The organism is Brachybacterium rhamnosum (genome assembly GCF_039526185.1).
Lineage (GTDB): Bacteria > Actinomycetota > Actinomycetes > Actinomycetales > Dermabacteraceae > Brachybacterium > Brachybacterium rhamnosum.
The window spans coordinates 1,625,896-1,652,107 of record NZ_BAAAIS010000002.1 but is presented as its reverse complement, the minus strand read 5'-3'; the positions used below and the strand labels follow the sequence as shown (position 1 = coordinate 1,652,107).

The 26,212-nt window shown below is 72.1% G+C and carries 27 protein-coding genes; 12 read left to right on the top strand and 15 right to left on the bottom strand.

The annotated features are described in order from the left end of the window. Window positions 1-436: 436 nt before the first annotated feature. From ABD080_RS09475 to ABD080_RS09445, 7 genes are all read right to left on the bottom strand, one after another. Window positions 437-1,309: a carbohydrate kinase family protein gene (locus ABD080_RS09475; protein WP_343904475.1), complete on the bottom strand. Its 873-nt coding sequence runs from the start codon at window positions 1,307-1,309 to the stop codon at window positions 437-439. Window positions 1,310-1,313: 4 nt separating this feature from the next. Further along, a complete protein-coding gene (locus tag ABD080_RS09470) occupies window positions 1,314-1,580 on the bottom strand; it encodes a hypothetical protein (protein ID WP_343904474.1) in 267 nt (88 codons plus the stop codon). 177 nt (window positions 1,581-1,757) lie between these two features. Then, complete coding sequence (locus ABD080_RS09465) at window positions 1,758-2,549, bottom strand: alpha/beta hydrolase (protein WP_343904473.1); 792 nt, start codon at window positions 2,547-2,549, stop codon at window positions 1,758-1,760. A gap of 609 nt (window positions 2,550-3,158) precedes the next feature. Beyond that, window positions 3,159-3,551, bottom strand: a complete 393-nt coding sequence (locus ABD080_RS09460) for a VOC family protein (protein WP_137770192.1) — start codon at window positions 3,549-3,551, stop codon at window positions 3,159-3,161. A 280-nt stretch (window positions 3,552-3,831) separates the two neighbouring features. Then, a complete protein-coding gene (locus ABD080_RS09455; protein WP_137770191.1) occupies window positions 3,832-4,272 on the bottom strand; it encodes a hypothetical protein in 441 nt (146 codons plus the stop codon). A gap of 49 nt (window positions 4,273-4,321) precedes the next feature. Continuing rightward, window positions 4,322-5,407: a redox-regulated ATPase YchF gene (ychF, locus tag ABD080_RS09450; RefSeq protein ID WP_343904472.1), complete on the bottom strand. Its 1,086-nt coding sequence runs from the start codon at window positions 5,405-5,407 to the stop codon at window positions 4,322-4,324. A gap of 90 nt (window positions 5,408-5,497) precedes the next feature. After that, complete coding sequence (locus ABD080_RS09445) at window positions 5,498-6,148, bottom strand: NAD(P)-dependent oxidoreductase (RefSeq protein ID WP_343904471.1); 651 nt, start codon at window positions 6,146-6,148, stop codon at window positions 5,498-5,500. Window positions 6,149-6,326: 178 nt separating this feature from the next. Between ABD080_RS09445 and ABD080_RS09440 the strand changes: the two genes are divergently transcribed. Both ABD080_RS09440 and ABD080_RS09435 read left to right on the top strand, forming a co-directional pair. Continuing rightward, window positions 6,327-6,689, top strand: coding sequence for a winged helix-turn-helix transcriptional regulator (locus ABD080_RS09440; RefSeq protein WP_137770188.1), 363 nt, complete (start codon window positions 6,327-6,329; stop codon window positions 6,687-6,689). A 61-nt stretch (window positions 6,690-6,750) separates the two neighbouring features. Continuing rightward, the gene (locus ABD080_RS09435; protein WP_343904470.1) at window positions 6,751-7,962 is read left to right on the top strand and encodes a DNA recombination protein RmuC; all 1,212 of its coding nucleotides are present in this window, start codon (window positions 6,751-6,753) and stop codon (window positions 7,960-7,962) included. Window positions 7,963-8,032: 70 nt separating this feature from the next. On the opposite strand, the gene ABD080_RS09430 is transcribed toward ABD080_RS09435, so the two are convergent. Beyond that, the gene (locus tag ABD080_RS09430; protein WP_343904469.1) at window positions 8,033-9,037 is read right to left on the bottom strand and encodes a 4-hydroxy-3-methylbut-2-enyl diphosphate reductase; all 1,005 of its coding nucleotides are present in this window, start codon (window positions 9,035-9,037) and stop codon (window positions 8,033-8,035) included. 177 nt (window positions 9,038-9,214) lie between these two features. Between ABD080_RS09430 and xseA the strand changes: the two genes are divergently transcribed. Together xseA and ABD080_RS09420 are read left to right on the top strand one after the other, a co-directional pair. After that, on the top strand, window positions 9,215-10,519 hold the full coding sequence (gene xseA / locus ABD080_RS09425; RefSeq protein WP_343904468.1) for an exodeoxyribonuclease VII large subunit: 1,305 nt from the start codon (window positions 9,215-9,217) through the stop codon (window positions 10,517-10,519). Further along, window positions 10,516-10,797, top strand: coding sequence for an exodeoxyribonuclease VII small subunit (locus ABD080_RS09420; protein WP_343904467.1), 282 nt, complete (start codon window positions 10,516-10,518; stop codon window positions 10,795-10,797). The genes xseA and ABD080_RS09420 overlap by 4 nt, the downstream gene beginning before the upstream one ends. A gap of 24 nt (window positions 10,798-10,821) precedes the next feature. On the opposite strand, the gene ABD080_RS09415 is transcribed toward ABD080_RS09420, so the two are convergent. Then, window positions 10,822-11,463, bottom strand: a complete 642-nt coding sequence (locus ABD080_RS09415) for a DUF4245 domain-containing protein (protein ID WP_343904466.1) — start codon at window positions 11,461-11,463, stop codon at window positions 10,822-10,824. 56 nt (window positions 11,464-11,519) lie between these two features. Between ABD080_RS09415 and ABD080_RS09410 the strand changes: the two genes are divergently transcribed. The 3 genes from ABD080_RS09410 to ABD080_RS09400 all read left to right on the top strand — a co-directional run bounded on the left by ABD080_RS09410 (window position 11,520) and on the right by ABD080_RS09400 (window position 15,250). Continuing rightward, window positions 11,520-12,431 carry a carbohydrate kinase family protein gene (locus ABD080_RS09410; RefSeq protein ID WP_137770183.1) on the top strand — a complete coding sequence of 304 codons (912 nt, stop codon included), beginning with the start codon at window positions 11,520-11,522 and terminating at the stop codon, window positions 12,429-12,431. A 63-nt stretch (window positions 12,432-12,494) separates the two neighbouring features. Further along, complete coding sequence (locus ABD080_RS09405) at window positions 12,495-13,910, top strand: class II fumarate hydratase (protein WP_343904465.1); 1,416 nt, start codon at window positions 12,495-12,497, stop codon at window positions 13,908-13,910. 50 nt (window positions 13,911-13,960) lie between these two features. Further along, window positions 13,961-15,250 (top strand): hypothetical protein, encoded by a 1,290-nt coding sequence (locus ABD080_RS09400; RefSeq protein WP_343904464.1) that lies wholly within the window; start codon window positions 13,961-13,963, stop codon window positions 15,248-15,250. Between the two features lie 38 nt (window positions 15,251-15,288). Here the strand turns inward: ABD080_RS09400 and phoH2 are convergent, their stop codons facing one another. Continuing rightward, entirely contained in the window at window positions 15,289-16,743 is a 1,455-nt protein-coding gene (gene phoH2 / locus ABD080_RS09395; RefSeq protein ID WP_205750688.1) for an RNA 5'-3' helicase PhoH2, read from the bottom strand. Between the two features lie 203 nt (window positions 16,744-16,946). Then, entirely contained in the window at window positions 16,947-17,705 is a 759-nt protein-coding gene (locus ABD080_RS09390) for an isoprenyl transferase (protein ID WP_137770180.1), read from the bottom strand. A 174-nt stretch (window positions 17,706-17,879) separates the two neighbouring features. Here ABD080_RS09390 and trhA point away from each other — a divergent pair, with 174 nt between their 5' ends. Next, on the top strand, window positions 17,880-18,857 hold the full coding sequence (gene trhA / locus ABD080_RS09385; RefSeq protein ID WP_370297260.1) for a PAQR family membrane homeostasis protein TrhA: 978 nt from the start codon (window positions 17,880-17,882) through the stop codon (window positions 18,855-18,857). A gap of 36 nt (window positions 18,858-18,893) precedes the next feature. Here the strand turns inward: trhA and ABD080_RS09380 are convergent, their stop codons facing one another. After that, window positions 18,894-19,253, bottom strand: coding sequence for a hypothetical protein (locus tag ABD080_RS09380; RefSeq protein WP_343904463.1), 360 nt, complete (start codon window positions 19,251-19,253; stop codon window positions 18,894-18,896). After that, a complete protein-coding gene (gene mca, locus ABD080_RS09375; protein ID WP_137770178.1) occupies window positions 19,250-20,155 on the bottom strand; it encodes a mycothiol conjugate amidase Mca in 906 nt (301 codons plus the stop codon). Before mca ends, ABD080_RS09380 begins: the two co-directional genes overlap by 4 nt. A gap of 189 nt (window positions 20,156-20,344) precedes the next feature. Here mca and ABD080_RS09370 point away from each other — a divergent pair, with 189 nt between their 5' ends. Further along, window positions 20,345-20,737 (top strand): DUF4307 domain-containing protein, encoded by a 393-nt coding sequence (locus ABD080_RS09370; RefSeq protein WP_137770177.1) that lies wholly within the window; start codon window positions 20,345-20,347, stop codon window positions 20,735-20,737. 243 nt (window positions 20,738-20,980) lie between these two features. Beyond that, on the top strand, window positions 20,981-21,469 hold the full coding sequence (gene greA, locus ABD080_RS09365; RefSeq protein WP_137770176.1) for a transcription elongation factor GreA: 489 nt from the start codon (window positions 20,981-20,983) through the stop codon (window positions 21,467-21,469). Between the two features lie 121 nt (window positions 21,470-21,590). Here greA and ABD080_RS09360 read toward each other — a convergent pair whose 3' ends face one another. Then, window positions 21,591-22,919, bottom strand: coding sequence for an AI-2E family transporter (locus ABD080_RS09360; protein ID WP_343904462.1), 1,329 nt, complete (start codon window positions 22,917-22,919; stop codon window positions 21,591-21,593). A gap of 198 nt (window positions 22,920-23,117) precedes the next feature. Here ABD080_RS09360 and ABD080_RS09355 point away from each other — a divergent pair, with 198 nt between their 5' ends. Both ABD080_RS09355 and ABD080_RS09350 read left to right on the top strand, forming a co-directional pair. After that, window positions 23,118-23,966, top strand: coding sequence for an ABC transporter ATP-binding protein (locus ABD080_RS09355; protein ID WP_343904461.1), 849 nt, complete (start codon window positions 23,118-23,120; stop codon window positions 23,964-23,966). Next, complete coding sequence (locus ABD080_RS09350; protein ID WP_343904460.1) at window positions 23,951-25,663, top strand: hypothetical protein; 1,713 nt, start codon at window positions 23,951-23,953, stop codon at window positions 25,661-25,663. The genes ABD080_RS09355 and ABD080_RS09350 overlap by 16 nt, the downstream gene beginning before the upstream one ends. 30 nt (window positions 25,664-25,693) lie before the next feature. Here the strand turns inward: ABD080_RS09350 and ABD080_RS09345 are convergent, their stop codons facing one another. Continuing rightward, window positions 25,694-26,206 carry a GNAT family N-acetyltransferase gene (locus tag ABD080_RS09345; RefSeq protein WP_343904459.1) on the bottom strand — a complete coding sequence of 171 codons (513 nt, stop codon included), beginning with the start codon at window positions 26,204-26,206 and terminating at the stop codon, window positions 25,694-25,696. Window positions 26,207-26,212: the final 6 nt, after the last annotated feature.

The window sequence follows — 26,212 nt, the reverse complement described above, 5'->3', positions numbered from 1 at the left end:
CCCGCTCTCTCGTCCGTGAGCTCGAGGTGCACGACGTCGAGCCGTGCGCCCGTGCGCGACGCCGCGGTCCGCCAGGTCTGCCGAGCATCCTCGCTGTCGTTCACCGCATCGACGACGACATCGTGTCCGAGGCGGAGGTTCTGTTCGGCTATCGCGCGAGCCGCTTCGTACGCAGCGACCCCGACCTCTCAGCCTCGCGGTAGACCGCAGGCGAGGATCGATGCGCTGCCGCGCCGACATGCTCACCACCGAAACCCCCGAGAACAACAGCCGGCTCCTCATGACCGCCTGACCCAAAAGCCACCACTCAAAGGGACTTGACCCAGACCACTCGAGGTGCGCGGAGAGGGCGCCCCACAGCCCCAGAGGTATACGCCACGAATGGCAGAATATGCCGAACTACGTCTGTGACCAGCACGTTCTGAGGGTCGAGAGCTCAGCCCTCGGCTCGGAGCGCGGGATGCAGATGCTCGCCCTCGATCGCGACCCGCGCCTGCGCGGCCGCGGCGGAGAGCGCGGAGGGGATGCTCTGTCCGCGCAGCGTCGCCGCCAGCAGTCCGGCCATGAAGGCATCGCCGGCGCCGTTGGTGTCCACGACCTCGGCCGGCACCGCTGCGACCTCGTGCCGCGTCCCGTCGGCCTCCAGGGCGATCGCGCCCTGCGCGCCGAGGGTGCAGACCGCGAGTCGAGGACCGCGTGCGACGCAGGAGGCGAGCAGCGCCCAGGCGTCGTCGGTCGCATCGGCGTTCATCAGCACGACCTCGGCGGCCCCTAGGAAGGGCTCATGGAATGCCGCGGTGCCGTCGTAGTCGTGCAGGTCGGTCCAGATGCTGGGGCGGCGCGGGGAGCGCTCGAGATCCCGGAGCACGGCGAGCCCCAGCTCCGAGAGGTCCAGCACGGCGACGTCGGCCGCGAGCGCCGACGCGGTGGCGGAGGAGACGTCGTCGGCCGACGGGGCCGACGGGGTCGCGACGTACAGGGAGACCCGCCCGTCCCGCGCCATGAGGTTCACATGCCTCTCGGTGCGCTCGCTCCCGACCGCACGCAGATCGACACCGGCACCGGTCAGCAGCGCGGCGATCCGCCCGCCGTCCTCGTCGGTGCCGAGCGGCGCATGGAGCACCGTGGGGACGCCGAGAGCGACGAGATGCGCCGCCTTGCCGGCCGACGTGCCGCCGACGGTGTGCCAGGCGCTCTCGGCGAACTGCATGTGCGGGACCGGTTCGGGAAGGCGGTCCAGGGAGATCAGGTGGTTCCAGGAGGCGGGACCGCAGACGACGACATGCGAGACCGGGTCAGGGGTGCTCATCGGACTATTGAACCCCATCGCGGGAGGCGAGGATGCGGAAGCGTCTCTGCGTGACACGGATCGGACGGTCCGCGTCGAGCGCGAGCAGGCGCTCGGCGTCGAGATCGCGCACGATGCGCCCCGAGGAGACCTCCGGATACTGGGGATCGGTGCCGAACCACTCGTGGATCTCCTCGGCGTCGGCGCCGTCGACCTGCTGGGTGAGCAAATGACCTCCGGGGGCCAGGACCCGAGCGATCTCGCGCGGACCGATCGCCTCATGGCGGGGCATGACCAGGTCGCTGCACTGCCCGCGGCCCCGGCCCCGGGGATGATCGTCGCGAGCTCCTGCGATCCACCATAGCGCGGGCGCTCGAACTCCAGGACGTCGCCACGAGGGGGAACGCATGCACGCCTCACCAGGCCAGACCGGCCTCCGGGCTACGGTCCCTCACCGCGCACGGCCGACTCAGCTGCCTCTCCGCTGGTCATCCAGCAACTGTTCGATCTCATCCGAAACCTCGTCCAGGAGGACCTGGAAGCCGGGCTCCTCGAGGGGGAAGTGGCCGCAGCCCGGAAGCATCACGACCCGGGTCTTGCCGCGAAGCCGACCAAGGTAGTCGAGGCTGAGCTCCGGCATAGTCCAACGATCCTCGGCCGGATGCAACAGCACGACCGGTGGTCCTTGGTATTGCTCGGGTGGAATAGCCGGACCCGCCTCGAGGAAGGAGCGGTACCAGCCCACCGGCATCGGGCCACCGCCGCCGCACGGGTCGGTGAGCACTGCATGACTGAGGCCAGGGTCGTTCGAGATCGCAGACATAGGGGTCAGCACGCGGACCGGGATCCGTGGTTTCGCCACTGCCCCCCGGGCGAACTGCAGCAGTGGCAATCCCAGCCGCGCTATCCACGGGGCTCGCACGATGGCGGCAGCGATGCCCGGCCGAGTCGGGTCGAGCAGGCAGGTCGCGATGACCCGGTCGGCCAGTCCGGTCACTGCAGCGGTGTCGACCGCGAGGGCACCACCCATGCTCGCTCCGACGAGGACCAGTGGCCGCTCGTCATGCTCGCGACCCACGAGATCGACGAGCAGCTGCTGCCAGTCGCCATAACTGACGCTGCGGCGTCCACGCCGCACCCGGATCGTTCGCCCGTAACCGGGCAGATCGACCACCGTAACCCGAGCGCCCAGGCGACTCAGGTGTGCAGCATAGGGCCACATCGCCGCCGCGTTCCCTCCCGCTCCATGGACCAGCAGCATTCGGACCGGAGCCGTCGGGGCACCCACGTGCTCGATGTGCAGGTCCCACGAACCACCCCCGTCCGGCGCTTCCCACCTCCACGATGAGGCCACCCGCCGCACTGGTGCTGGGACGAGGCGTACGAAAGGCTCGTACCGGCGGTCCGTGGAGTCGAGTCGGCCAGTCCGCGCCGGTGGCACCTTCGCTCGACCCTTCGAAAGCGCCCCATTCATACCCGCAATGTTACGGGAGTGCCCGGTGTCAGGGACTGATGCGCAGGTAGGTGGGTCAGAAGCCTGTATTAGACATTGAACCTGAATTCAACCGAGTTCCGGTACATACCAACCTGTCACTGTGCAGTAAGGGTGCAACTCCGGGGTACAGATCCACAGAGGGTCACCGGGGATCTCACTCAAGGCTGACACAGAGGGCTTACGCCGACTTCGACACGGTACTGATTACTGACAGCGAGCGAAGCTGTGCGCGTCGGCTCCGATCCGTGAGTGCGAGCGCACCAAAGGTTTAGTTCGAGAGGCGGAACTCCACCCCATTCCGACACCGAGCGATCTCTTCCGCCACTGTCGTTGTGCGGGCCAGCACTGATGAGCCGCGTCTTCGCTCACCGGCGGTCAGACAACGGTGTGAGCGGACTCGTCGCCCTCCGTTCGAGCGCACACCATGAGCAGGTTCCCGTCAGGATCCCGGAACTGGACGAAGGCCACGCTCCCGATGTCGACGACGTCCGAGGCGAGTTCGGCCCCGAGATCGCGCACATGCGCCACGACTGCGCCGAGGTCATCGGCCCACCAGAAGAAGCGTGGCGGACCGTCCGGCGTGAACGGCGCGTTCGCGTCCAGAGCAAGGCCGGGGCCCGGTTCCATCGGGACGTCGACGATCGTGTCGTCATGCGAAGGCTGGGACACCTCCGCACCGAGCAGCCTGCCGTACCAGTCGGCAGAGCGGTGGATGTCCCGCACCGGGATGAAGACTTGGCCGATCTCGCGGCGTATAGGAGTCGTCACCGCTCAATCGTATGGCAACGCGTCTCGCGGATCGGCTCGCAGGGCCGTCATCCAGCTGTCCACCGACACGAGCGGACCCGGGAGGACATGGACAAGGGCAGCAACGCGGTGACCAAACGCAGAGGAAGCGCATCACACCACGCGCAACCGGAGGATATACGGCAAAACGAAATTCCACCAAGTTCCGGCACGGAGCAGCCTCTGGAGAGAAACCACCGCGTCGGGTGGGCGGCCCGCGGGCACCGCGGACAGCCCACCCCGGACCGCGACGTTCTCGAGGTCACGACTCCCGCCGCGCACGGCGGAGGCGAGGAATGATCTCGACGGCGATGACCGTCACCGTGCAGAAGAGCCCCAGACCGAGTATCAGCCAGCCGATCCTCCATGCATCATCCTCGTCCACCACACGCGCGCCGACGCCGCTTTTCCCCGGGAACACCCAACCGACGGTGTACGCCGGGTCCAGCAGCAGGACCAGCCCCCATCCGATGAGCATGAACCACACCGCACACGACGCCACCTGCGCGACCAGCATCGGCGTCACCGCGGACCGCGGCAGAAGCAGCAGAGCAGGCGCCGTCGAACCCACCGACGTCAGAGCAGCACAGGCGACGAACACGCCCCAGATGCCCCAGGACCAGGCCATCGCGCACCCGCCGACCGCCAGCGCCGCCGTGGCAGCGACGATCGCCCAGTGCTTCCTGGCGAGACGCAGCTGCATCCGCCTCGATCGCCCGGGGATCACTCACGCACCGCCGTCCGTCAAGATGTCAGACGTTGAAACGGAACTCCACCACGTCGCCGTCCTTCATGACGTACTCCTTGCCCTCCATGCGGACCCAGCCCTTGGCCTTGGCCTCGGCCATGGAGCCGGCCTCGAGGAGGTGGTCGAATGAGACGATCTCCGCCTTGATGAAGCCGCGCTCGAAGTCGGTGTGGATGACGCCGGCGGCCTGCGGGGCGGTCGCGCCCTGCGGGATGGTCCAGGCGCGGGACTCCTTGGGGCCGGCCGTGAGGTAGGTCTGCAGGCCCAGGGTCTGGAAGCCCACGCGGGCGAGCTGGTCCAGGCCGGACTCCTCCTGGCCGGTGGACTCGAGCATCTCCTTGGCCTCGTCCTCGTCGAGCTCGATGAGCTCCGCCTCGAACTTGGCGTCGAGGAAGATCGCCTCGGCAGGGGCGACGAGCTTGCGCAGCGCGTCCTGGGAGGCGGTGTCGGCGAGGCCCTCCTCGTCGGTGTTGAAGACGTAGATGAAGGGCTTGGCGGTCATGAGCTGCAGCTCGCGCAGCTCGGCGACCTCGATGCCGGCCTTCTCGGCGCCCTGGAAGAGGGTCACGCCGGTCTCCAGCAGCGTCTGCGCCTTCGTCACGTTCTCGAGGACGCTCGCCTCGATGACGCCGCGCTTGGTCTCCTTCTCGAGCCGCGGCAGCGCGTTCTCGATGGTCTGGAGGTCCGCGAGGATCAGCTCGGTGGTGATGATCTCCATGTCGCCGGACGGGTCGGTGGAGCCGTCCACGCGGGTCACGTCGGGATCGGAGAAGGCGCGGGTGACCTGGCAGATCGCGTCAGCCTCGCGGATGTTGGCGAGGAACTTGTTGCCGAGGCCCTCGCCCTCGCTGGCGCCCTTGACGATGCCGGCGATGTCCACGAAGGAGACGGTCGCGGGCACGATCTTCTCGCTGCCGAAGACGCCGGCGAGCTGCGCGAGCCGCGGGTCCGGGAGCGGGACCACGCCGACGTTCGGGTCGATCGTGGCGAACGGGTAGTTCGCCGCGAGGACCTCCGCGCGGGTCAGGGCGTTGAAGAGGGTGGACTTGCCGACGTTGGGCAGTCCGACGATTCCGATAGAGAGAGCCACGGGAGGTGATTCTACGGGGCGGGCCGCGGGGCCCGGGAGCGGAACCGGTGAGCCACCGGTCTCACTCCCGGGCCGGGTCCTGCTGATCGCTCAGTAGGCGACGTGGAAGCGGGCGCGGTGGTGCGCGGGCTTCTCGACCTCGTCGACGATGGCGACGCCGAGATCCTCCGCGGAGAGCGCGGAGTTGCCGGCCTCGTCCACGAGCAGGAGATCGTCGCTCACGCGGTAGGTGCCGGTGCGCTCGCCCGGCGCGTAGGCGCCGAAGCCGCCTGCGGGGCTCACGAAGAACCAGTCGAGGCCGGTCGTGTCCTCGCGGAGATCGGCGAGGACGTCGGTGAGCTCCTTCGCCTCGGGCTTGAAGGCCTCGGGGAAGTCGGGGGTGTCCTGGACCCGCGGGCCGCCCTCGGCGACGAAGGTGGAGCCGGCGCCGCCGACGACGCCGAAGCGTGCGCCCTGCTCACCCGCGATGCGTGCCGCGGCGGCGTAGGCGGCGCGGAGCGTGCCGGGCTCGGCGAGGTCGCCGCGGGGCGCGGAGGCGGCGATGACGACGTCGGCCCCCCTGGTGACCTCCTGGAGGAGGGTCTCGTCGCGCAGGTCGCCGGCGCGGTGCGCGGCGCCCTCCGGGAGCGAGGCCGGGGCGGTGCGGGAGACGGAGAGGACGTCGTGGCCGCGCGATGCGGCCTCCGTGACGATGCCGGTACCGGCGTAGCCGGTCCCTCCGAGGACGACGATGCGAGCCATGTGCTCTCCTTCCGGGCGCCCTGGGGGCGCTGCTGGTGACGATCGTCCACAGCACACGCCGTGGACCTCGATGCTCACTGTAGGTAACCTAGTCTCCATTGGGAAGTAGGCACTTTCCGGTAACCGTCCCCGCGCCGCCGCCCCGCCGGCTCCGCCACTCCCCTCGGAGGAGACCCCGATGACCGTCCTCGACGTCGACCCCTACGCGCGCGCCTGCCCGTCCCGGCAGCTCCTGGACCGCATCGGCGACCGCTGGACCGTGCTCGTCATCAACGCCCTCGAGGACGGGCCGCAGCGCTTCTCGCAGATCGCGCGGCGCGTGGACGGCATCTCCCAGAAGATGCTCACGCAGACCCTCCGCGCCCTCGAGGCCGACGGTCTCGTCGAGCGCACCGTCTACCCCGAGATCCCGCCGCACGTGGAGTACGAGCTCTCGGCGCTCGGCCGCTCCCTGCTCGAGCCGCTCGGCGCGCTCATCACCTGGGCCGTCGAGAACCTCGGCGCCGTCCAGAGCTCCCGGGAGCGCGTGGCCGCCTCCTGAGCGCCCCACGCGAACGGCGCGGCAGGCGTCGTTCGTCGGGCCCCCATGGTGTGCTGGGCGGATGGACGCCCTCACCGTGATCCTCATCCTCCTGGCCGGCGCCGCGCTCGGCGCCGCCGTGACCTGGCTGCTGCTGCGCGAGCGGGTGCGCGCCGCGGAGGCCGGCCACGGCCACCGGCAGGCGGAGTCCACCGCCCTGCTGGACCTCGCCGGGGAGCGCTTCGAGCGGGACAGCGCCCGGCGCGAGGCCACCGAGCACGCGCGGGACGCGCAGCTCACCCGCACCCTCGCCCCGATCTCCGAGTCCCTCGCCCAGGTGGAGCGGGCGCTCGCCCGCACCGAGCAGCTGCGCTCGCAGTCCGACGGTGCCCTGCGCCGCCACCTCGGCGAGCTCGCCGAGCGCACCGAGCGGCTCGACGCGGGCACCCATGCGCTGACGACGGCCCTGCGCGCCCCCACCTCCCGCGGCCGCTGGGGCGAGGTGCAGCTGCGCCGGATCGTCGAGGCCGCCGGGATGCTCGAGCACGTCGACTTCACCGAGCAGCACGCGGGCACGAGCGCCGGCGGCGAGCGCGGGCAGCGACCGGACCTCGTCGTTCATCTCGCGGGGGACCGGCACGTCGTCGTCGACGCGAAGGCCCCGATGGACGCCTACCTCGACGCGATCGAGCAGACCGACCCGGACCACGCCGCAGGTCGCCGCCGCGCCCACGCGAAGGCCCTGCGCGGCCACGTCGACGCGCTCGCGAAGAAGTCCTACTGGGCCTCCCTCGGGGACACCCCCGAGTTCACGGTGATGTTCGTGCCGAGCGACGGCGTGCTCGCCGCGGCGCTCGAATCGGATCCCGGCCTGCTCGAGCACGCCTTCGCCAAGGACGTCGTCATCGCCTCCCCCGCGACGCTCGTCGCGCTGCTTCGCACCGTCGCGCACACCTGGCGCACCGACGCGCTGAACAAGGACGCCCGCGAGGTGCTCGAGGCGGGCCGCGAGCTGCACCACCGGCTCGCGACGCTGAGCGGTCACCTCGGCAAGGTGGGCCGCTCCCTGGACTCCTCCGTCGCCGCGTTCAACGACGCCGTCGGCTCGCTGCAGTCCCGGGTCATGGTCACGGCGCGCCGCTTCGAGGACCTGGGCCTCACCGCCTCCTCGATCGACGAGGTCGACCAGCTCACGCGCCGCTCCCGCAGCCTCGGCGAGGACGAGATCGCGGACCTCGCCCGCGGGGAGGGGGCCGACGGTCGCGACCCCGGGCGGGAGAACCGCGCGGGCTGAGGCGCCAGGATCCGACGCCAGGGGCCGCTCCGGGATCAGAACCCTGGGCTCTGCGCCCAGGGCCTTTCGCTCAGGACTCCGCGGTCGCGCGGTCGCCCGAAGGGCGGGTGCGGCGGTCCGTCTCGCCGGCCGCCTTCATCTCCTGGCGCAGCTCCCGCGGCAGGGAGAACATGAGGTCCTCGGTCGCGGTGCGCACGGGCTGCACGTCGCCGTAGCCGCGCACGGCGAGCTCGGCGAGCAGCTGCTGGACCAGCACGTCCGGCACCGAGGCGCCGGAGGTGACGCCCACGGAGCCGACGCCCTCGAACCACTCCTCGCGCAGCTCGGAGACGTCGTCGATGCGATGGGAGGCCTTCGCCCCGGCCTCGAGCGCGACCTCCATGAGCCGCACCGAGTTCGAGGAGTTCGGGGAGCCGACCACGAGCACGAGATCCGCGCCCGGCGCGATCTTCTTGATCGCGACCTGGCGGTTCTGGGTGGCGTAGCAGATGTCGTCGCTCGGCGGCGCCTGCAGGGTCGGGAACCGCTCGCGCAGTCGGTCCACGGTCTCCATGGTCTCGTCGACCGAGAGCGTGGTCTGCGAGAGCCACACGACCTTCTCCGGGTCGCGCACGGTGACGTGCTCGACGTCGTCCGGGGAGTTGACGATCTGCACGTGATCGGGCGCCTCGCCGGCGGTGCCCTCGACCTCCTCGTGGCCGGTGTGGCCCACGAGCAGGATGTCGTAGTCCTCGCGGGCGAAGCGCACGGCCTCCTTGTGCACCTTCGTCACGAGCGGGCAGGTCGCGTCGATCGTGCGGAGGTGGCGCGCCTCCGCCATCTCGCGGACCTTCGGGGAGATGCCGTGCGCGGAGAAGATGACCAGGGCGCCCTCCGGCACCTCGTCGACCTCCTCGACGAATACGGCGCCCTTCTCCTTCAGGCGGTCCACGACGAACTTGTTGTGCACGATCTCGTGGCGCACGTACACGGTCTCGTCGTAGTGCTCGAGGGCACGCTCGACGGCGACGACGGCGCGATCGACGCCCGCGCAGTACCCGCGGGGCTCGGCAAGGAGGACGGTTCCGGTGCTCACCGCTCCATCGTAGGAAACCTGCAGGCCCCGTGGCACGGGGGTGCGCCATGCCTCACCACACCTCCACATCACGCGCCGTCCCGGCGCCTCGCGCCGATCGTTCCTCCCCAGCGCCCGCGCGTCCCCCGTCGGCGGTGCCGGGCCCGGGGTGTCCGCCGCGCGTGCCAGAGTGGACCCATGACCGTGCCCCTCCCCGAGCAGACCGCGGCCGCCCCGCGGCCCGCGCCCGCCGCGACCGCGGCGGAGACCACACCGGAGAACCCGTGGCCGCTGCGGCAGCTGTCGGTGAAGGTCGGCGAGTACGTCTCGCGCATGTCCCCGATCTGGGTCGAGGGGCAGATCGTCCAGCTCAACCGGCGGCCCGGCGCCGGGCTCTCCTTCATGACCCTGCGGGACGTCGACGTCGACATGTCCTTCTCCGTCCCGGTGCGCGAGAACGTGCTGCGCTCCCTCCCCGTGGAGCCCGTGCCCGGCGCGCGCGTGGTCGTGCACGCGAAGCCCACCTTCTGGACCAAGCGCGGCAGCCTCCAGCTCGAGGCGGACGACATCCGCCCCGTGGGCCTCGGCGAGCTGCTCGCCCGGCTCGAGCAGCTGCGCCGCAGCCTCGCCGCGGAGGGGCTCTTCGAGGCCTCCCGCAAGCAGCCCCTCCCCTTCCTGCCCCGCACCGTGGGGCTCATCTGCGGCCGCGAGTCCGCCGCGGAGCGGGACGTCGTCGTCAACGCGGAACGGCGCTGGCCCGCCGTGCGCTTCGCGATCCGCGAGGTCGCCGTGCAGGGTGCGCGCGCCGTGAAGGAGGTCTCCGCGGCGCTCACCGAGCTCGACGCCGCCCCGGAGGTCGACGTCATCGTCATCTCCCGCGGCGGCGGCTCCCTCGAGGACCTGCTGCCGTTCTCCGACGAGCAGCTCGTGCGCCTCGTCGCCGGCGCCCGCACCCCGATCGTCTCCGCGATCGGGCACGAGGTGGACACCCCGCTGATCGACCTCGCGGCGGACGTCCGCGCCTCCACCCCCACCGACGCCGCGAAGCGCGTCGTGCCGGACATCCAGGCCGAGCGGGACCAGCTGACGCTGGGACGCACGCGGCTGCGCGCCGCGATCCGCACCCGCATCGACCGGGAGCAGAGCGCGCTCGAGGCGATGCGCTCGCGTCCCGTGCTCGAGGACCCGAGCTCGATCCTCTCGGGCCGCGAGGAGGAGATCCGCTCCCGCATCGCGCTCGCCCGCACGCTCATGGGCTCGCGGCTGGACCGCGCCCGGGACGAGGTGGTGCACCTGGGACGCCAGGTGCGCGCGCTGAGCCCGCTCGCGACCCTCGAGCGCGGCTACGCCGTGGTGCAGACGCCCGACGGCGGCATCCTCCGCTCCCCCGACGACTCCGCCCCCGGCGACGCGCTGTCCGTGCGGGTGGCCGGCGGCCGCTTCGGCGTGGAGCGCACCGCGCAGGACCCCTACATCCCCCCGACCCACGAGGAGACCTCATGACCAGCCCCGATGCATCCGTGGAGCCCGTCGAGCCGAGCGGCGAGGACCAGGCCCCGCTGCCGGAGGACGTCGCCACGCTCAGCTACGAGGCCGCCCGCGACCAGCTGGTCGACGTGGTGCGCCGCCTCGAGTCCGGGCAGGGCGGGCTCGAGGACTCGATCGCGCTGTGGGAGCGGGGCGAGATGCTCGCCCGCCGCTGCCAGCAGTGGCTCGACGGCGCCCGCGAGCGCCTGGACGACGCCGTCGCCGCACGCCGCGGGCGCGAGCAGGAGCGCTGATCGCGGCCGGTCCTTCGACCCCGCTCAGCCGATCGAGGTGAGCGCCGCCTCCATCACGGTGCGCAGCTCCTCGGGATCGGCCGTGCCGTGCACGAGGATCCCGAAGTCCTCCCCTTGGCAGGCGATGCCGTTCTGGGTGCCGCCCTCCCCCTCCCCGGTGAGGACCTGGCACGCGGCGCCGGAGATCGTCGTCTCCTCCTGGACGGTGGAGCCGGGGATCTGCGCGGAGAGCAGCTGCGGGGTGACCTCGCCCTGCTCCTCGAGGGAGACGAGGTGCCCGGCGGGGGACGTGTAGCCGATCGTCCAGGCGGCCGGGTCCGCGCCGTCGAGGCGGGCGCTACGGGCGGTCCAGCCCTCGTCGAGCGCAGGGTGAGCGACCGGGAAGTCCACCTCGGCCTGGGCGCGCTCCGCGCTCGCGGCCACGTCGAGCCGCGAGTTCTCGGGGACCTCCCGCTGGAGATCGTTGCCGACGCCGAAGAACGCGACCGCGAACAGCGCGACCACGGCCATCATGATGCCGAGCGCCCACGTCATGTTGCGCAGGGACGTGTTCTTGCGCGAGGGGAGCTCGTAGTTCGAGGTGCGCGGTGCCTGCTCCGGGTCGCCGTCCGGGGCCGCCGCCGTCGCGACGGAGCGGTCAGGGGAGTCCTCGGGCTGGGCATGCATGTCCCCCATTGTCACCCGTGTTCGCCCCTCCCCGCGAAACCTGCGATGATCACCCGGTGACAGCGAGATTCCTCATCGCCGGAGAAGCCCTCACCGACATCGTCGTCCAGTCCGACGGTGACCGTCAGGAGCACCCCGGCGGCTCCCCCCTGAACGTCGCCGTGGCCCTGGGCCGCCTGGGACACGACGCGCACCTGCTCACCCGCATCGGCTCCGACGAGCGCGGCGCGGCGATCCGGGCGCACGTCGAGCAGTCCCACGTGCTGCTCACCGGCGGTGCGATCGTCGACGCCCCCACCTCCACGGCGGAGGCGGTGCTCGACGCGACCGGCGCGGCCACCTACACCTTCGACCTCGTGTGGGACCCGGACCCCTCCGGCCTGCCCGAGCGGATCGACGCCGTGCACACCTCCTCGATCGCCGCCGTGCTCGCGCCCGGCGCCGCGACCGTCGCCGAGGTGCTGCGCCGCCACCGTGCGACCTCCCTCATCAGCTACGACCCCAACGCGCGCCCCACCCTCATGGGCGATCCCGCGCGGGTGAGGCCGATCGTCGAGGCGAACATCGCGCTGAGCGACATCGTCAAGACCTCCGACGAGGACGTCGAGTGGCTCTACGGCACCGACGACGTCGAGGACGTCGTCGCGTCCTGGCGCCCCCTCGGCCCGGCCGTCACCGTGCTCACCCGCGGCGGCGAGGGCGCGGTGGGCTTCACCGACGCCGGCCGCGTGCAGGTCGCCCCGGAGCGCGTCGAGGTCGTCGACACCGTGGGCGCCGGGGACACGTTCTCCGCCGGCCTGCTCGACGCCCTCGCCCACCGCACCCTGCTGGGTCCCGAGCACCGCGAGCAGCTGCGCGAGCTGCCCTCCGACGAGCTCGCCGGCGTGCTGCGCCGCGCCGCCCGTCTCGCCGCGGTGACCGTGTCCCGCGCCGGGGCGAACCCGCCCTGGGCCCACGAGCTGGCCTGACCCACCCCGCCCCGCGGGGCACCGACCACCATCCCGAACGAGCATCAACCAGGAGGTTCCTCCATGTCCCAGACCGTCAGCGCCGCCGATCAGGACGGGTACCGCATCGAGCACGACACCATGGGAGAGGTGCGGGTGCCGGCCTCGGCGCTCTACCGTGCGCAGACCCAGCGCGCGGTGGAGAACTTCCCGATCTCCGGCCAGGGCCTCGAGCCGGCGCACATCCACGCCCTGGCCCAGGTGAAGAAGGCCGCCGCCCGCGCCAACAAGGAGCTCGGCGTCCTCGACGGGACCCTCGCCGACGCGATCGTCGCCGCCGCGGATTCCGTCATCGCCGGCGAGCACGACGACCAGTTCCCGGTGGACACGTACCAGACCGGCTCCGGCACCAGCTCGAACATGAACATGAACGAGGTGCTCGCGACCCTCGCCTCGCGCGGCGACCTCGAGGTGCACCCCAACGATCACGTGAACTGCTCGCAGTCCAGCAACGACGTGTTCCCCACCTCGGTGCACGTCGCCGTGACGCAGGGCGTCGTCGAGCACCTCCTCCCCTCCCTCGCGCACCTCGCCGAGGCGCTCGAGGAGAAGGCCGAGGCCTGGAAGAGCGTCGTGAAGTCCGGCCGCACCCACCTCATGGACGCGACCCCGGTGACGCTCGGCCAGGAGTTCGGCGGCTACGCGGCGGCCGTGCGCTACGGCATCGAGCGGGTCGAGGCGGCCCTCCCCCGCACCGCGGAGGTCCCCCAGGGCGGCACCGCCGTCGGCACCGGCATCAACACCCCCGTCGGCTTCCCCCAGAAGGTCATCGAGAACCTCGCCGAGCAGACCTCGCTGCCGCTGACCGAGGCGCGCAACCACTTCGAGGCGCAGTCCACCCGCGACGGCCTCGTCGAGATGTCCGGGGCGCTGCGAACGATCGCCGTCTCCGTCACGAAGATCTGCAACGACCTGCGCTGGATGGGCTCCGGCCCCAACACGGGCCTGGGCGAGATCGCGATCCCGGACCTCCAGCCCGGCTCCTCGATCATGCCCGGCAAGGTCAACCCGGTGATCCCGGAGGCCGTGCTCATGGTGTGCGCGAAGGTCGTGGGCAACGACGCGGCGATCGCCTGGGGCGGCGCGCAGGGCGCCTTCGAGCTCAACGTGCAGATCCCGCTCATGGGCACGAGCCTGCTCGAGTCGATCCGTCTGCTCGCCAACGCCGCCACGGTGCTCGCCGACAAGACCGTCTCCGGTCTGACCGCGAACGAGGAGAAGGCCCGCTTCTACGCGGAGGCCTCCCCCTCGATCGTCACGCCGCTGAACAAGCTGATCGGGTACGAGTCCGCCGCGAAGATCGCCAAGCACGCCGTCGCGGAGCGCATCTCCGTGCGCGAGGCCGTCATCGCGCTGGGCTTCGTGGAGCGCGGCGAGCTCACCGAGGAGCAGCTCGACTCCGCCCTCGACGTGCTCTCCATGACCGCGCCGAAGGCCTGAGCGGTGCCCGCGACGCCGCATCGCCGCCTTGCAGCGGTGCGGCGTCACGCATGATGAGTCCTCGTGAGGGCGGGGCCCCTCCGCCCACGGTGCAGCCGCTGCCCGTGCCGCCGCCTCTCGCACTGCTGCGCGCTGTCTTCACCGTCGCCGCATGGTCGATCACCGCAGCGCCGCTCACCTTCCTGCTCCTCCCCGTCGTCTTCCTCATCGGGGCCCTCCAGACCCTCGGCGGTGGGACCGACTTCTCCGAGACGGACCTCGGCGACGGCGCGATCAGCGCGGTGTTCGCGGGCATGGCACTCGTCTCCGGCATCGGCCTCACGGTCACGGTCCTGCTCTGGCTCCTGCTCCCTGCCGTCGAGATACGACTGGCGGAGTCCGTGGCCGCGCAACAGGCGCTCTCCGCCCAGGACTGTCGTCGCTTCGAGCGGACGGCCGCACAGCGGCTGGCCGTCCTGCTGCTCGCCCTGTCCCTGCTGGTGCTGTGCGCCGGCGTCGTGATCGCCGTGTACGGCTTCATCGCCGACGAACCGGATCTGGGCGGACGTTGGACCGCGCTGCTCATGGTCGTCCCCGGCGTGCTCATCACGGCGCTCACGGTCGGCCTGTGGCTCGCTGTCGCACCTCGCGCCTCTGCACGTCTGCAGTCGCTCCGCCGGAGATGGCCCGTCGTCACGTCCCGGCCCGAACCGATCGACGTCGTCGTGGCGCGCGAACGCGCCGAACGGGGTCTCGAGGGCCGCAGGGTCACCGCAGGGCGGCGACGCGCTGCCCCATCGGGCACCGCGAGCCGGAGGCTGCCCGTCCATCCGGCTGTGCTCCTCATCGGGCTCGCCGTGGTGGCTTTGATGATCGTGGACCGGACCGGGGAGAACGGGGCGATCACGGTCCTGCTCATGGTGCTGCTCTCCACCGGGATCGGCATCCTGATCGTGCGGGCCGCGAGGAGAGCGTTTCGCCGTGCGCAGCAATGGGACTGGGCCACGTCCCTCGAACGCACCGGCACGGCGACCGTCATCGACTACCGGCGGCGGCATCCCTGGACGGTCCTCGCGTCGACGCTCGCAGTGATCGGGGCTCTCACCCTCGGGGGATCCCTGTCCTTCCGATGGCTCCCGACGGCGATCCTCGGGAGTGCGCCGGGCATGCTCGGGATCGTCCTCGGGATCATCGGGGCGGCGACGGCCGCTCTGGCGATCGTGGTGAGCGCGATCGAACACCGGCGGACCAGGGAATGGCGCGCACGCTTCCTCCGCGCGCATCCGGAGACGGACCCGGTGTGGACCCCGGATCTCCTGCACCCCGCCCTGCAGGAGATCCACGGCTGGCTCAACGGATAGCCGCCCGTCCCACGCTTCCGGGGCGGGCGGCCCGCCGCTTAGTCGATCGGTTCGTCGAGCACGTGGGTGACGAGCTCGGCGACCTTCGAGCGCTCCGAGCGCTGCAGCGTGATGTGCCCGAACAGCTCGTGGGACTTGAGCGCCTCGACGACGGAGGCGATGCCGTCGTAGCGGCCGATGCGCAGGTTGTCCCGCTGCGCGATGTCGTGGGTGAGGACCACCCGGGAGTTCTGCCCGATCCTCGAGAGCATCGTCAGCAGCACGTTGCGCTCGAGGGACTGCGCCTCGTCGACGATCACGAAGGCGTCGTGCAGGGAGCGGCCGCGGATGTGGGTCAGCGGGAGCACCTCGAGCATGCCGCGCGAGGCGACCTCGTCGATGACGTTCTGGGAGACCATCGAGCCGAGGGTGTCGAACACCGCCTGCCCCCACGGGCCCATCTTCTCGCCCTGGTCACCGGGCAGGAACCCGAGCTCCTGGCCGCCCACGGCGTACAGCGGGCGGAACACCATGATCTTGCGCTGGGTGCGGCGCTCGAGCACCGCCTCGAGGCCGGTGCACAGGGCCAGGGCGCTCTTGCCGGTGCCGGCGCGGCCGCCGAGGGAGACGATGCCGATCGAGTCGTCGAGCAGGAGGTCGATCGCGATGCGCTGCTCCGCGGAGCGGCCGGAGACGCCGAACACGGTCTGGTCGCCCGGGACGAGGCGCACCTTCTTGTCGCGGGTGAGCCGGCCGAGCGCCGAGCCGCGGTTGGAGGTGATCGTGAGGCCGGTGTGCACGGGGTGGTGGGAGACCTCGGGCAGCTCGACCTCCTCGCCGTCGTACAGCCGGGAGACGGTGGCCTCGTCCGTCGCGACGGAGACCATGCCCGTGTAGCCGCGGTCGCGGGCGAGCTCGGCGCGGTACTCCTCGGCGTGGATGCCGGAGGCGGAGGCCTTGATCCGCATCGGCAGGTCCTTGGAGACCAGCACGACGTTCTTGCCCTCGAGCTGCAGGTTCTTGGCGACCGCGAGGATGCGGGTGTCGTTGTCCCCGAGGCGGAAGCCGTCCGGCAGGGAGGCGGTGCTCATGTGGTTGAGCTCGACGTGCACGTGCCCGCCGTCCTTGCCGATCGGCAGCGGGCGGGAGAGGTTGCCGTGCTGGTCGCGAAGGTCGTCGAGGATGCGCAGCGCCTGGCGGGCGAAGTAGCCGAGGTCAGGGTGGTGGCGCTTGGCCTCGAGCTCGGTGATGACGACGATCGGCAGCACGATGTCGTGCTCGGCGAAGCGGTTCAGCGAGAGCGGGTCCGCGAGCAGCACCGAGGTGTCCAGCACGTAGGTGATGACGCCGGTCTCGAGGTCCTGCAGCACCTCCTGCGCGCCGCCCGGTCGCAGCGAGGGCACCACGGGTGCGACGCCGCCCGGCGATGACCCGACCCCCGTCCCGTACAGCGACCCGTTCCTCGTCGCGCCCTGCTCGGGGAGCGTCTCGCGGGTGGTGGTGGTCTCGTCCATGGGAGCCTCCGTCCTGTGCGGTTGCCTGGACCCTAGCCGTCCCGGCGCCCGCGCTCGGGCGCTTCCCGCGGGGCACGGGACCGACGTTCACCCGATCGTCATCCGGTGTTGTCCGGATCACTCATCGGCCATCCTGCCACTGCCCGGCCGCCGGTCCGGGACCCCGCGGCCGCCGTGTCCGGACGGTGACTCGGGAGCGGGGATCAGGCGCCGAAGCGGCGCTCGCGGCGGCAGAACTCGCGCAGCGCGCGCAGCAGGTCCACGCGGCGGAACCCGGGCCAGTAGGTCTCGCAGAACCAGTACTCGGAGTGCACGGACTGCCACAGCAGGAAGCCGGAGAGCCGCTGCTCGCCGGAGGTGCGGATGATGAGGTCCGGATCCGGCTGGCCGCGCGTGTAGAGGTGCTCGGAGATCGAGTCGGTGCTGATCGCGGCGGCGATCTCCTCCGGGCCGAGCCCCTGGGCGCCGAGGTCCCGCACGAGCTCGCGGACGGCGTCGACGATCTCCTCGCGCCCTCCGTAGCCGATCGCCACGTTGACGGTGAGCGGGGAGTCGACGACGGCGGCCTCGCGGATCCCGGCGATCGCGTCCTGCACCTCGGCGGGCAGCAGGTCGCCGTTGCCGGTGAGGCGCACCCGGTGGCCGGCGCCCGCGATCTGCTCGATCGTCTCGATGATGATCGCGTAGAGCGCGCCGAGCTCCTCCGCGGGGCGGTGGAGGTTGTCGGTGGAGAGCATCCAGACGGTGACGAGCGGGATCTCGAGGTCCTGGCACCAGGAGAGGAACTCGACGATCTTCTCCGCGCCGGCGCGGTGGCCCTGGGCGGTGGTGGCGCCGGCGGCCTTCGCCCAGCGGCGGTTGCCGTCGACGATGACGCCGAGGTGCTGGGGCAGCGAGAAGTCCTCGAGCTCCTTGGTGAGGCGGCGCTCGTAGACGCGGTAGAGGAGGGAGTCGTCGTCCATGGCGATCTCCGTTCCTCCGGGGCGTCCAGGCGGGCGGCGCGGACCTCCCCGGTCTCCCGCGCTCGTCCATTATCCGTGACGCGAGGAGCAGCTCCGGGCACCCGGCGCAGATCCACACCGGATCGCCACAGGCGGCACCCATGAACCTACGGTTGCGTAGGTTACGCTTCGAGCATGAGCACCGGAATCCGTCGCGGGAGCGCGAGCAACCCCGCCGTGAACCCTGGCGACACCCCCGACGGGACCCCCGTCGGCCCGACCGTCGCCCCCACCTCAGGCACCGACGTCGAGGACGCCCTCGAGGGCGCCACGGAGCAGCCCGCCCCGCAGGCCGCCGCGACCGACGTCGACACGGCGGACGCCGCGCACGCCCGCGCCGCCGGCTCCCCCGCCGGCCGCGCGCCCGGCTCCGGAGCGGGCTCGGAGACGGTCGACGCCGACATCCCCTCCGCGGAGGACCACCCCTGGGCGCCCCGCACCCTCACCCGCGCGGTGGCCGCCCGTGCCCGGCAGCTCGGCATCACGCTGCCCAAGCCCCGCCTGCGCGGCATCTCCCACCTCGCCGCGTTCCCCGCGGCGCTCATCGCGGGGCTCGTGATCGTCGCGCTCGGGGACTCGCTCGCGAACCGCCTCGCGATGGTCGTGTTCGTGACGACGGCGTCCCTGCTCTTCGGCGTCTCCGCCACCTACCACCGCGGCACCTGGTCACCGCAGCACGCGATCATCCTGCGCCGCTTCGACCACGCGAACATCTTCCTCATCATCGCGGGCACCTACACGCCGCTCGCCGTGGCCCTGCTCGAGCCCCGGTCCGCGGCGATCCTGCTGACGATCGCCTGGGCGGGCGCGCTGATCGGCGTCGCCTTCCGCGTGTTCTGGACCCACGCGCCGCGCTGGCTCTACGTCCCCGCCTACGTGGCGCTCGGCTGGATCGCGGTCTTCTACATGCCGCAGTTCCTCGCGGGCGGCGGCTGGGCCGTGGTGTGGCTGCTCGTCGCGGGCGGCCTCGCGTACACCGCGGGAGCGGTGGTCTACGGCCTCAAGCGGCCGAACCCCTCCCCCGCCTGGTTCGGCTTCCACGAGATCTTCCACGCGGCGACGCTCGCGGGCTTCGCCTGCCACTTCGTGGCCGTGGCGATCGCCGTCGTCTGATCCCGCACCGGCCCCGCGCCGGGGGCCCGGAGGCGGTCAGCGCCCGCTCGGGTCCTCCGGGGTGCCAGGGGCATCGGTGGCATCCGGCCCGGAGCCGCCGTCACGGGGCTCGCCGTCGGCGTCGGTCGTGGACGACTCACCTTCGGCAGCACCGGCCCCGGAGGCCTCCTGCTCCGCGGCCTCCTGCTCCGCGGCATGGCGCGCCTCGACCTTCGCGGTCGCCTGGACGCGGCGCACGCGCCGGTTCATGTCGACCACCAGCAGCAGGATCACGATCCCCACCAGGAAGATCGCGATGAAGCCCGGGGTCCCCGGGGTGATCGAGCTGGGGGTCATGTCGCCGCCGTCGGACGGCGCCGCCAGCAGCACGGCACGGGAGATCTCGACGGGGCTCATCGGCCCTCCTCCTGCTCGGGGCGGAGGCCGGCGAAGAGATCGTCCTCCGGCAGCTGCACGCCGATCCGGGAGATGTGCAGCTCGAAGTCCTCCGTGCCCCACACCTCGCGCTCCACGTCGTGCGAGATCCGGAAGAACGGCCCCTCGGGGTCCACCTGGGTGGCATGGGCGCGCAGCGCCTCGTCCCGCACGTCGAGGTAGTCCTTCACGTCGATGCGTGTGGTGAGCAGGCGGTCACGGCTCTCGTCGAAGTGCTGGAGCATGAGCTCGAGCTCCTCGTTGGGCATCTGGTGCGTGCGGAGGTGGCGCGCGACGACCGCGAGCTTCTGGCGGTGGAAGACGTTCGTGTAGTAGACCTTCGCGACCTCCCACGGCTCCCCGAGCTCCGGGGCGTACGCCGGATCCGCGGCGAGGCGGAACGCCTCCATGCTCACGCGGTTGGTCTGGATGTGGTCGGGGTGCGGGTATCCGCCGTTCTCGTCGTAGGTGACGAGCACGTGCGGGCGCAGGCGGCGCAGCGCCTCGACGAGCGGGCGCGCGGCCTCCGCCGGGTCCAGGGTCGCGAAGCTGCCCTCGGGCAGGTCCGGCAGCGGATCACCCTCGGGCAGGCCGGAGTCGACGTAGCCGAGCCACTCGTGGGCGATGCCGAGGATCTCCTGCGCGCGGGCCATCTCCGCGCGGCGCACGGCCGGCAGGTTCCGCGCGATCTCCTCGTCGCCCTGCAGGTGGGGGTTCAGGATGTCTCCGCGCTCGCCGCCGGTGCAGGTGACGACGGTGACCTCGACGCCCTCGCGCACGTAGCGGGCCATCGTGCCGGCACCCTTGCTCGACTCGTCGTCGGGGTGCGCATGGACGGCCACCAGGCGCAGGGGCTCGTCAGGGGCGGGACGCAGGACGCTCACGGTTCTCCTCGGGAGGATGCGGCGGGAGGCCGCCGGGACGGGGCGGGCGGCGCTCGCGGGAGCGCTGTCCGGCACCGCACGAGACTACGCCACCCCACCTGGACCGTCGCTCCGTGATGTCGCTCCCGCCACAGCCGTCCGCGGTCGCCCCGAGGGCCGTGTCCCAGGTGCATCTGGGAGACTCCCGCCATGAGCGACTCCCCCGCCCGGGACACGGCCCGCTACGGCGGGCCCCTCGTCCCCCGACGCACCGCCCGCCTCCTCCTGGTGCTCGGAGCGGCCGTCGCGCTCGTCGTGCTCGTGCTCGTCGGGCTGCGCTTCGCGGACCAGCCCGTGCGCTCCGAGCTCGTCTCCTACGACCACGTCGGCGAGCACGCGATCCGCGTGGACTTCACCGTGACGATGGATCCGGGCGACGCCGCCACCTGCACGATCCAGGCGATGAACGACGGCCGCGCCCAGGTGGGCTTCGTCGAGGTCCCGATCCCCGCGCAGACCGAGCGCCGCACCGCGCACACGGTGACGATCTCGACCCAGGGCGAGGCGGTCTCCGCCGAGATCCTCGACTGCTCGCCGGTCTGAGCCGCGGCGGTCCCGGGGCCGTCGGAGGCGCTCCCGCGGGCGCCGACGGGCCGCCGAACACGCGGTCGGCACCTGCGTGGATGCTGGGGCCACCGCGCACCCCCGGTGTAGAGTTCTCCGGATACCGGCTCCACGCCGGACGTCATCACCCGCACACGGGGCGCATGGATGTCATGTGCCCCGTGATTCGTGTCGGAGGGCTCTCAGGCCCTCCCGACCCCACAGAACGACAGGAGTGAACCCATGAGCAGCCAGCCGAATGGCGCCTGGCTCACCCAGGATGCCTACGACCGCCTCGCCAACGAGCTCGCGGAGCTCGAGGGCCCGCGCCGCACCGAGATCGCCGAGCGCATCGCCGCGGCCCGCGACGAGGGCGACCTCAAGGAGAACGGCGGCTACCACGCGGCCCGCGAGGAGCAGGGCATGAACGAGGCCCGCATCACGGACCTCAAGCACCTGCTGAAGAACGCCGTGGTCGGCGAGGCCCCGGAGGACGACGGCGTCGTCGAGCCCGGCATGGTCGTCACCATCACGATGGCCGGCTCCGAGCGCACCTTCCTGCTCGGCAACCGCGAGATCGCCGAGGGCACCGACCTCGAGGTCTTCTCCTCGGACTCCCCGCTCGGCGCGGCGATCCACGGCGCCAGCGTCGGCCAGACGATCGACTACACCGCCCCCAACGGCAAGTCGCTGCCGATCGAGATCACCGGGGCCACGCCCTACAAGGCCTGACCGCAGGCCTCCCGCGCCGGGGTCCGCGCGGGACAGCGGAGAGCGAAGCCCCCGCCGGCCGTGCCGGTGGGGGCTTCGTCGTGTCCGGGTCCCGGAGGACCGGGGACGGCCGCGGAGGGGATCAGCCCTCGGTGGTCGTCGTCCCCGGAGCCCTCCCGGGCGCCTTCTCGGGGGCCGTCACGGGGGTGTCCTCCGCATCGCCCTCGGGGGCCGTCGCCGGCGCGTCCTCGTCCGGCTCCTCGGTCTTCTCCCCCTCGACCTCGTGCTCGCTCGCCTCCTCCTCGGCGTCGGAGCCGCGGGCGCCGCGGCCCAGCGAGGCGAGGAAGGTCCTCAGCGTGGGGTCCGTGCCCAGCTCGGGGCTCGGGTCACGACCCACCAGGTAGAGCATCGTCGCGTTGACGAAGGCGATGATCGGGATCGCGAAGAGCGCACCGGGGATGCCGGCGACCATCGCGCCCGCGGCCACGCCGAGGAACACCGCGAGCGGGTGGAGCTCGACGGCCTTGCCCATGAGGAAGGGCTGGAGCACGTTGCCCTCGAGCTGCTGCACGCCGAGCACCACGACGAGCATGATGATCGCGCCCACCCAGCCGTTCAGCACGAGCACCAGCAGCACCGCGATCGCGCCGGAGAGGATCGCGCCCACGAGCGGGATGAACGAGAACAGGAAGACGAGCAGCCAGATCGGCACGGCGTACACGCCGAGGCCCAGGGCCAGCATGCCGATCGCGATGCCGGTCGCGTCCACGGCCGCCACGAGGATCTGCGTGCGCACGTACGCCGAGAGGGCCTTCCAGCCGCGGCGCACCGACTCGTGCGTGGGGACGCGGGCCTGCGGGGGCAGCAGCCCGATCACCCAGCGCCAGATCCCGGCGCCGCCCGAGAGCATGAAGAAGAGGCTGAACAGGCACACGACGATGCCGGTGACGACGTTGCCGAGGACCGCCGCGGTGCTCAGCGCCGAGTTCAGCAGGGCGTCGGCGTTCTGCTGGAGCTGGGTGAGGCCCTCGTCGATCGCCGAGCTGATCATCGTGTCGTCGATCTGGAAGGTGCCGGTCGCCCAGGTCGTGAGGGACTGGAAACCGCTGATCGCCTTGTCCTGGATGTCCGACCACTGGGCGATGAGCTGGCGGCCGGCGAGGGTGAACATGCCGGCGATGACGATGAGCAGGCCCAGCATCGCGACGGCGCTCGCGGCGCCGCGGCCCAGGAAGGTGTACTTCGTGAGCAGCTTGACGATCGGCGAGAGCATCGCGGCGAGCAGCACGGCCAGCAGCACCGGGATCACGAGCGTGGAGATCTTGCTGATGCCCCAGAGCAGCAGGGCCGCGGCGGCGACGATGACGAGCAGCCTCCAGGACCAGGCACCGAGGCGGCGGACGCCGATCGGGATCTCCGCGACCTCCTGGGCGAGGGCGGGGCCCTGGGGGGCGGGACGCAGCTTGGGCATCGCTTCTCCTTCCGGAGCCGATCGGCTCACGGGGCACACTCTAGCGGCCCCGCTCGCGGCCGCACCTGCCGACGACCAGCCGGTACACGCGGCCCGGCCCGACGGGGCGCCGCCGGCCGGAGGTCCTCGACGAAGGTCGCACCCCCTCGCGCCCCGTGGCGGGGTCCCGCAGGGGCGCGGGTCACTAGCGTGGGGCGCATGTCGACGCCCGACGCCTCCCCCGCCCCCCGCCCCGTCGCGCCCGAGGAGCTCGGCGCCGCCGCGCCGCTCGACGCCGCCGCCGCCCCCGACTCCTCCGCCGCGCTCTCGATCCGCGGCCTGCGGAAGTCATTCGACGACCGCGAGGTCGTCCACGGGCTCTCCCTCGACGTGCCCCGCGGCTCGTTCTACGGGATCGTCGGCCCCAACGGCGCCGGGAAGACGACGACGCTGTCGATGGCGACCGGTCTGCTGCGGCCCGACGCCGGCAGCGCGGTCGTGCTCGGCGAGGACATGTGGCAGCAGCCCGCCCGCGCGAAGGCACGCCTCGGCGTGCTCGCCGACGGCCTGCGCACTTTCGACCGGCTCACCGGCCGCGAGCTCCTCACCTACGTGGGCCTGCTGCGCGGCATGGACGCCGCGACCGTCGAGGAGCGCAGCGCCTCCCTCCTCGAGGCGCTCGACCTCGCGGGCGAGGACGGCAAGCTCGTCGTCGACTACTCCGCCGGCATGACCAAGAAGATCCTGCTGGCCTCCGCCCTCATCCACGCGCCGCGGCTGCTCGTGCTCGATGAGCCGCTCGAGGCCGTCGACCCGGTCTCCGCGCAGGTCATCCGCACCATCCTCACCGCCTACGTGGACGGCGGCGGCACGGTCGTGCTCTCGAGCCACGTCATGGAGCTCGTCGAGGGCCTGTGCAGCCACGTCGCGATCATCGCGGGCGGCGAGCTCAAGGCCGACGGCACGCTCGCCGAGGTGCGCGGCGAGGGGACCCTCGTGCAGCGCTTCATCGATCTCGTGGGCGGCGCACGCGTCGCGGAGGGGAGCCTGTCGTGGCTGGAGTCCTGAGCAGCGAGCAGACCGCCGTCGCCTCCGCGCAGCACGCGGGCCACGGCGAGATCCCGACGCGTGCGGTGATCCGCCTGCTGATGGGCCTGAAGTGGACGCTCTGGAAGCGGTCCTACCGCAAGAACGTCGGCAAGATCGTCGGCACCGTGATCGGCTCGCTCTACGCGCTCGGCGGCCTTGTGGGCCTCACCTTCGCCTTCCTCGGGACGACACTGTGGAGCGGCGGGGGCGAGACCTTCCCGCTGATCTTGCGCACCCTCGGCGTCGCCGCCGTGCTCCTCTGGCTGCTGGTGCCGCTCCTCGCCTTCGGGGTCGACGACACGCTCGACGCCCGCGCCTTCGCCCTCCTCCCCCGGCGCGCCCGGGAGCTGCAGCCGGGCCTCTTCGCCGCCGCGGCGCTCAGCCTGCCGAGCCTGTTCACGCTCGCCGCCGTCGCCGTCGCGACCGTCTTCGAGGCGATCTGGCTGCTGCTCCTGGGCCCCGGTCCGCTGTGGACGGTGCTCGCGCTGATCGCCCTGGTCCCTGCGAACCTCGCCGGGGTGGTGCTGTGCCTGCTGCTGCCGCGCGCCGTGTTCGCCCACCAGGCCGGTCGGGCGAGCTCCCGCAGCGGCCGTGAGCTCGGCGGGATTCTCGCGATGGTCGTGTTCCTCGCGGTCGTCTACGCCTTCTCCGTGGGCATGCAGTCGCTCGGCTCTCTCGACCTCGACCAGCTGCTGCCCACCTTCCTCGTCGCCGTGGACGTCCTCGCCTGGACGCCGATCGGCGCCCCCTTCGCGGTGCCCATGGACCTCGCCGAGGGCGCGGTCCTCGTGGCCCTCGGGCGGGCCGCGGTCACGGCCGCCTCGATCTGGCTCGTGTGGCGCTGGTGGCGACGCTCCCTCGACGCGGCGATGACCTCCGCGCTCACGGGGGACGCCTCCTCCGGCACGGCGAAGGTCTCCGCCCTCGTCCCCCGCTGGGCGCCCAGCACGGCGCTCGGCGCGGTGATCGGTCGCAGCCTGCGCTACTGGCGACGGGACACCCGCTACCTCGCGGCGATCAGCATCTACCCGGTGATGTTCGTGTTCTTCGGGGCGATGGGGTTCGTGCTGCCGGAGTCGCGCTCGTTCATGATGATCATGGTCGTCGCGATGGGCGGTCTCACGGGCATCGCGATCTCCAACGAGATCGGCTTCGACGGCCCCGCCGGATGGGTGAACATCACCGCCGGGGCGCCGGCCCGAGCGAACCTGCTGGGCCGGGTCGTCGCCGCCGCGGTCATCGTGCTCCCGATCGTGCTCGTGCTCTCCGCCGCCGTCTCCGTCGTGCTCGGCATGGCCGCGCACCTGCCCGTGATCCTGCTCGGCATGCTCGGGCTCGTGCTCTCCGGCTGGGGCGCCTCGGTCCTGGCGGGCACGCTGCTGCCGTACCCCACGTCCCCTCCGGGCACGAACCCGATGAAGGACAAGTCCGCCTCGAGCGCGAACGCCATGCTCTCGATGGCGATCACCTCGGCCGCGGTGGGCGTGCCGCAGATCCCGGCGATCGGCCTCGCGATCTGGGGTCTGCTGGGCGGCGGCCCGCTCATCGAGCTGCTCGCCGGGCTCGTGGCCGTCCTGATCGGCGCGGTCGTGCTGGTCGTGGGGCTGCGTCTGGGCGCCGCCCGGCTCGAGCGGTCCTACCCCGAGCTGTTCCAGAAGGTCCGCGCCTTCGTCTGATCGGCGGCGGCCGGGCCCGCCGGCGGGCTGTCAGGCCCGCAGGCGGCGCTCCATGACGAGGGCGTCGACGGTGCGGTCCGGGAGCCGGTAGTAGCCGGGGCGACGACCGATCTCCACGTACCCGGCCCGCGTGTAGAACGTGCGGGCCCGGTCGTTGTCCTCCCGCACCTCGAGCAGCATGCGCTCCGCACGGCGCACCACGGCGACCTCCTCGCACCAGCGCAGCAGCGCCCGGCCGATCCCGACCCCCGGCCGCAGGGTGCCGATCGTGTGCAGGTCCGCCACGTCGCCGGCGACCATGATCCCGGCGTAGCCGAGCAGCGGGCCGGCGGCGTCCTCGCCCTCGGCGGCGACCACGTAGTCCCGGGAGGGGTGGGCGATCTCCTCGGCGAGCTGGGCGGGGCTCCAGGCCTCGCCGGGGAAGAGCGCGAGCTCCGCCTCGGCGATCGGGCCCAGGTCCTCGGGTCGGGCACGGCGCAGGGCCCAGGGCGTCCCGGGCTCCGGGGCGGGACCGCCCACGGTCACGGCGCTGATCGGCGGCATGGCCTC

Excerpts from the sequence above, each read along its gene's own strand:
- ABD080_RS09345 (WP_343904459.1), bottom strand. The coding sequence starts at position 26,206 with ATGCCGCCGATCAGCGCCGTGACCGTGGGCGGTCCCGCCCCGGAGCCC.
- ABD080_RS09400 (WP_343904464.1), top strand. The coding sequence starts at position 13,961 with ATGATGAGTCCTCGTGAGGGCGGGGCCCCTCCGCCCACGGTGCAGCCG.
- ABD080_RS09465 (WP_343904473.1), bottom strand. The coding sequence starts at position 2,549 with ATGCTGCTGGTCCATGGAGCGGGAGGGAACGCGGCGGCGATGTGGCCC.
- ABD080_RS09435 (WP_343904470.1), top strand. The coding sequence starts at position 6,751 with ATGGACGCCCTCACCGTGATCCTCATCCTCCTGGCCGGCGCCGCGCTC.
- ABD080_RS09455 (WP_137770191.1), bottom strand. The coding sequence starts at position 4,272 with ATGCAGCTGCGTCTCGCCAGGAAGCACTGGGCGATCGTCGCTGCCACG.
- ABD080_RS09445 (WP_343904471.1), bottom strand. The coding sequence starts at position 6,148 with ATGGCTCGCATCGTCGTCCTCGGAGGGACCGGCTACGCCGGTACCGGC.
- ABD080_RS09360 (WP_343904462.1), bottom strand. The coding sequence starts at position 22,919 with ATGCCCAAGCTGCGTCCCGCCCCCCAGGGCCCCGCCCTCGCCCAGGAG.
- ABD080_RS09475 (WP_343904475.1), bottom strand. The coding sequence starts at position 1,309 with ATGAGCACCCCTGACCCGGTCTCGCATGTCGTCGTCTGCGGTCCCGCC.
- phoH2 (WP_205750688.1), bottom strand. The coding sequence starts at position 16,743 with ATGGACGAGACCACCACCACCCGCGAGACGCTCCCCGAGCAGGGCGCG.
- ABD080_RS09440 (WP_137770188.1), top strand. The coding sequence starts at position 6,327 with ATGACCGTCCTCGACGTCGACCCCTACGCGCGCGCCTGCCCGTCCCGG.
- xseA (WP_343904468.1), top strand. The coding sequence starts at position 9,215 with ATGACCGTGCCCCTCCCCGAGCAGACCGCGGCCGCCCCGCGGCCCGCG.
- ABD080_RS09420 (WP_343904467.1), top strand. The coding sequence starts at position 10,516 with ATGACCAGCCCCGATGCATCCGTGGAGCCCGTCGAGCCGAGCGGCGAG.
- ABD080_RS09380 (WP_343904463.1), bottom strand. The coding sequence starts at position 19,253 with ATGAGCCCCGTCGAGATCTCCCGTGCCGTGCTGCTGGCGGCGCCGTCC.
- ABD080_RS09390 (WP_137770180.1), bottom strand. The coding sequence starts at position 17,705 with ATGGACGACGACTCCCTCCTCTACCGCGTCTACGAGCGCCGCCTCACC.
- ABD080_RS09415 (WP_343904466.1), bottom strand. The coding sequence starts at position 11,463 with ATGCATGCCCAGCCCGAGGACTCCCCTGACCGCTCCGTCGCGACGGCG.
- ABD080_RS09355 (WP_343904461.1), top strand. The coding sequence starts at position 23,118 with ATGTCGACGCCCGACGCCTCCCCCGCCCCCCGCCCCGTCGCGCCCGAG.
- ABD080_RS09470 (WP_343904474.1), bottom strand. The coding sequence starts at position 1,580 with ATGCCCCGCCATGAGGCGATCGGTCCGCGCGAGATCGCTCGGGTCCTG.
- ABD080_RS09370 (WP_137770177.1), top strand. The coding sequence starts at position 20,345 with ATGAGCGACTCCCCCGCCCGGGACACGGCCCGCTACGGCGGGCCCCTC.
- ABD080_RS09405 (WP_343904465.1), top strand. The coding sequence starts at position 12,495 with ATGTCCCAGACCGTCAGCGCCGCCGATCAGGACGGGTACCGCATCGAG.
- greA (WP_137770176.1), top strand. The coding sequence starts at position 20,981 with ATGAGCAGCCAGCCGAATGGCGCCTGGCTCACCCAGGATGCCTACGAC.
- trhA (WP_370297260.1), top strand. The coding sequence starts at position 17,880 with ATGAGCACCGGAATCCGTCGCGGGAGCGCGAGCAACCCCGCCGTGAAC.